The 4,295-nt window shown below is 62.5% G+C and carries 4 protein-coding genes; 1 reads left to right on the top strand and 3 read right to left on the bottom strand.

Features of this window, described 5'->3' with window-relative positions; all coding sequences use genetic code 11:
• Positions 1–276, top strand: a 276-nt coding sequence (locus AC27IO_RS21120) for a YitT family protein (RefSeq protein WP_498740607.1), incomplete at its 5' end; no start/stop codon positions are given.
• Positions 277–394: 118 nt separating this feature from the next.
• Here the strand turns inward: AC27IO_RS21120 and AC27IO_RS21115 are convergent.
• From AC27IO_RS21115 to metG, 3 genes are all read right to left on the bottom strand, one after another.
• Complete coding sequence (locus AC27IO_RS21115) at positions 395–805, bottom strand: DUF1240 domain-containing protein (protein WP_498740606.1); 411 nt, start codon at positions 803–805, stop codon at positions 395–397.
• Between the two features lie 82 nt (positions 806–887).
• Positions 888–1,826 (bottom strand): hypothetical protein, encoded by a 939-nt coding sequence (locus AC27IO_RS21110; RefSeq protein WP_498740605.1) that lies wholly within the window; start codon positions 1,824–1,826, stop codon positions 888–890.
• A 258-nt stretch (positions 1,827–2,084) separates the two neighbouring features.
• Positions 2,085–4,154, bottom strand: a complete 2,070-nt coding sequence (gene metG, locus AC27IO_RS21105) for a methionine--tRNA ligase (protein WP_498740603.1) — start codon at positions 4,152–4,154, stop codon at positions 2,085–2,087.
• Positions 4,155–4,295 lie beyond the last annotated feature (141 nt).

Raw genomic sequence — 4,295 nt, 5'->3', positions numbered from 1 at the left:
GCCGCCGTGCTGGGCGGGCTGCTGCTGGGCACGGGCTGCCTGTTCCTCGCGCGCCACAAATCCAGCCTGGGCGGCGCCACCATCGTCTCGCTGTATCTGCAGCAGCGCTACGGGGTGCGCGCGGGCAAGGTGCAGATGGCGATCGACTGCACCGTGGTGCTGCTGGCGCTGGTGATCGTGCCGATCGAGCGGGTGGCGTATTCGGTGCTGGCGGTGGTGGTGATGAGCGGGTTTTTATGGATCAGCCACCGGCCGGGGCGGTATGTGGGGCATTGAGGCTGTGTGGGCTGGCGAGACCGGCTCAGTCAGCGGGCGCGGCGCCCGAAAAATCCCTGCGATGACCAGGAATGCGAGCTTCGCTGGTCAGTCCACAGTGCGGTCTTATCGCATGGCATTAACGCCCCTGCTGGTTCACCCAGTCCAAGCTCTTGCCTCTGACACACCAGGCAGGATCGCGCACCCAATCGGTGAACCACATGGTGGGGTTGTCTTTAAGGTCTGAGCAAAGCGAGTAACCCAGGCTGGGCATATAAAAGCGCACGATCAGAGAGGTCACGGGAATGAGCAACAAGGCCACGCCGCTCGCGAGCACGATGATCGTGAAGAAACGCTCCATTGGCTGGATGGACTTGTCGCTGCAAGGAATCGCGCGCATGGTCCCCAGGATGATTGCTAAAGCGCAGATAAGCGCGATGAATGGGGCGAGCAGTGCTGCGGGTGCGATCCGTACTCCGGATGCCAAGGTGGCTATGCCGACAACGGTTGGGATGATTTCGTAGCGGATTACAAAGCATGAGCCTGCCATGAGTCCAAGGTAAAGAGGAATTCCCCACAACAAGGTGGCGCGAACTTTTTTTGACGTCGAACATGGGTAGCGGAGGTGTTACTTAATATCGAACGCAAGAAATTCGACAGAGCCAATCTTTGACCCCCTGGTCAATGGCACGGCCCATTTGCGTCTTTTTCTGAGTCATTGCATCGCTGAGTTCGTTTTGCCATGACTGGGATTTCGTATCGATGTAGTAGATACCTTGAGCGGTCTGCTCAGGAAGCAATTTGAGGGCAGCGATCACCTTGTCCTTCAGACCGTAGTGTCGATCAACAGCATTCAGCCCGATGCCCACACCAACGGCAAAGACGGCCATCACGACCAGTGGAAGCACCGCCACTGTCGTAGCCGATCCGGCGACGCCCGCAGCCATTGAATACGCAATCAGAGCGCCAAGCCCGCCTTTGACGGCCTCCACCCCGATCCCGCCCACTAGGTCATACATGGTCTTCTCGTCATTGAACATGAAGTCCATCAGTTCGATCCCTGTGGACACCACCACGCCCAGCATGAAGCCGCCCTTGGCAATGCCTTGCAGGCTCTTCATTCCGAGTCCCAGTTGCAGCATCTTGGGATTCGTCGCCAAGTAGCGCGTGCCCTGCAACGCGCCGCTGCGCCGCGCCGAATAGCCTTTGATGATGATGTACGTGCCCGTCGCCGTGGTCTTGATGTAAGTCCCTATGCCAGCCATGCCGATGGCATTCATCGTCTTGCCGATGGCCAGCACATCGTTGGCCCCCTGCGCTACGGGCCCGACCCACGGCTCGCTGGCATTCGGGCTGAACTCTTTCTGCCAGTACTGCCCAAAAGTGGATTTGGACAGCATCTTGTGCAGGTTGAATTCCAGCGCTGCATTGTTCCGGGCCTTGTCCTGCAGGATGCTCATGTACTGGCCCTGGGTCAGCACCAGCACGTCCACCTGGTTCCTGTCCATGGACTGGGCCAGGGTCTGTCCGTAGCCGACGTTGAAGAACGTGGCCGCGAGTTCTGCGCTCATTCAATCCCCCCTTCGAGATCGCGTTTTTTATTGGGGACGAATGCTAAATGCAAAACGGCTCGAATTTGACTTTTAAGCCATTATTTTTATTGACCGTTTGTTAAATCGCTGCGCACAGTAATGCGCCCGGCCACGCGCCGTCGGGCGCAAACGCGGGCCCGCAGCGCTAGATCAGCCCGGCTTCGGCCATCGACAGTGCCGCGCCGCTCGCTGATCCAATCCTCACGAGAGATCGTGTGGATGGGACCGCCAATACCCTCAGCGCACGCGCATGCCGGGCGTCGCACCCGGCCACGGCTCCAGCACGTGGATGCCGGGGTGGGCTTTTTCGTCGCCATGGCTAGCGGCCAGCACCATGCCTTCGCTGATGCCGAACTTCATCTTGCGCGGGGCGAGGTTGGCCACCATCACGGTGAGCTTGCCGATCAGGTCGGCGGGCTGGTAGGCGCTGGCGATGCCGCTGAACACATTCCGGTGGCGGCCTTCGCCCACGTCGAGCGTCAGGCGCAGCAGCTTGGTCGAGCCTTCGACCGGCTCGCAGTTCACGATCTGCGCGATGCGCAGGTCGATCTTGGCGAAGTCGTCGATGGTGATGGCGGGCGCGATCTCCTCGCCGCCGGGCACGGTCTTTTCGGGCTCAGGCGCCGCGGGCGGCTCGAACAGGGCGTCGAGCTGCTTCACGTCCACGCGTTGCATCAGATGCTGGTAGGTGCCGATGGTGTGGCCGGCGCCCAGCAGCGTCTGCGCATCGGCAAAGGCGAGCGGCGTGACGTTCAGGAAGGCCTCGACCTGCGCGGCCAGGGCGGGCAGCACGGGCTTGAGGTAGATGGCGAGCACGCGGAAGGCCTCGATGCAGGTTGTGCACACGTCCTGCAGGCGCGCGTCCATGCCATCCTGCTTGGCCAGTTCCCAGGGCTTGTTGGCGTCCACGTACTCGTTCACGCGGTCGGCCAGCAGCATCACCTCGCGCAGGGCGCGGGCGGTGTCGCGCTTTTCGAGGGCCTCGGCGATGGTGCCGCCCTGGCCAGCCAGCGTGGCGAGCAGGGCCTGGCCGTCGCCGCTCATGGCGCCCAGCTGGCCGCCGAAACGCTTGGCGATGAAGCCGGCCGCGCGCGAGGCGATGTTGACGAACTTGCCGATCAGGTCGCTGTTGACCCGGGCCATGAAATCTTCGGGGTTGAAGTCGATGTCCTCGTTGCGGCCATTGAGCTTGGCGGCGATGTAGTAGCGCAGCCATTCGGGGTTCATCGACAGGCCCAGGTACTTGAGCGGGTCCAGGCCCGTGCCGCGGCTCTTGCTCATCTTCTCGCCGTTGTTCACGGTGAGAAAGCCGTGCACGCAGATCTTGTCGGGCGTCTTGCGGCCGCTGAACTTCAGCATGGCGGGCCAGAACAGGGTGTGGAAGGTGACGATGTCCTTGCCGATGAAGTGGTACTGCTCAAGCAGCGGGTCGGCCATGTAGGCCTCGTAGTCTTCGCCGCGCTTTTCCAGCAGGTTCTTGAGCGAGGCGAGGTAGCCCACGGGTGCATCGAGCCACACGTAGAAGTACTTGCCCGGCGCATCGGGGATCTCGATGCCGAAGTAGGGCGCGTCGCGGCTGATGTCCCAGTCGCCCAGGCCCTCGCTGGTGCTGCCGTCCGGGTTGGTGCGCACGGTGAACCATTCCTTGACCTTGTTGGCCACCTCGGGCTGCACGTGCACGCCGTTCTGCGTCCATTCCTGCAAAAAATCGACGCAGCGCGGATCGGAGAGCTTGAAGAAGAAATGCTCCGAGCTTTTCAGCACCGGCTTGGCGCCCGACAGCGCCGAGAAGGGGTGAATCAGGTCGGTGGGTGCATAGACGGCGCCGCAGTTCTCGCAGTTGTCGCCGTACTGGTCCTTGGCGTGGCACCGGGGGCATTCGCCCTTGATGAAGCGGTCGGGCAGGAACATGTTCTTCTCGGGGTCGAAGAACTGCTCGATGGTGCGCGTCTCGATGAGGCCGTTGGCCTTGAGGTCGCGGTAGATCTGCTGGGCGAGCGCGTGGTTCTCGGGCGCGTCGGTGTTGTGCCAGTTGTCGAACGCGATGTGAAAACCGTCCAGGTAGGGCTTGCGGCCGGCGGCGATGTCGGCCACGAACTGCTGGGGCGTCTTGCCGGCCTTCTCGGCCGCGATCATGATCGGCGCGCCGTGGGCATCGTCCGCGCCCACGAAGTTCACCTGGGCGCCCTGCATTCTTTGATACCGCACCCAGATGTCGGCCTGGATGTATTCCATGATGTGGCCGATGTGGAAGTTGCCGTTGGCATACGGCAGGGCGGTGGTGACGAAGATCTTGCGTGCGGTCATCGGGTGCGGGCGTTCGGGGTGGGCCGCGAAAAACGCGGACAAGCCGCGGATTTTAGGCGCTCGCCCCGGCCCGCGCGGCCGGGGCTGCCCGCAGGGGCCTCATGGCCGCTCGCGCGGCGTCACCCGGGGCTCCAGCGGCTG

The sequence above is a fragment of the Acidovorax sp. KNOB132 genome (assembly GCF_057541515.1).
Note: the sequence above shows the minus strand (reverse complement) of the source record. Positions and strands in the feature narration are given on the sequence as shown.

Coding starts and splice junctions, on each gene's coding strand:
- AC27IO_RS21115 (WP_498740606.1), bottom strand. CDS start 805: ATGGCAGGCTCATGCTTTGTAATCCGCTACGAAATCATCCCAACCGTT.
- AC27IO_RS21110 (WP_498740605.1), bottom strand. CDS start 1,826: ATGAGCGCAGAACTCGCGGCCACGTTCTTCAACGTCGGCTACGGACAG.
- metG (WP_498740603.1), bottom strand. CDS start 4,154: ATGACCGCACGCAAGATCTTCGTCACCACCGCCCTGCCGTATGCCAAC.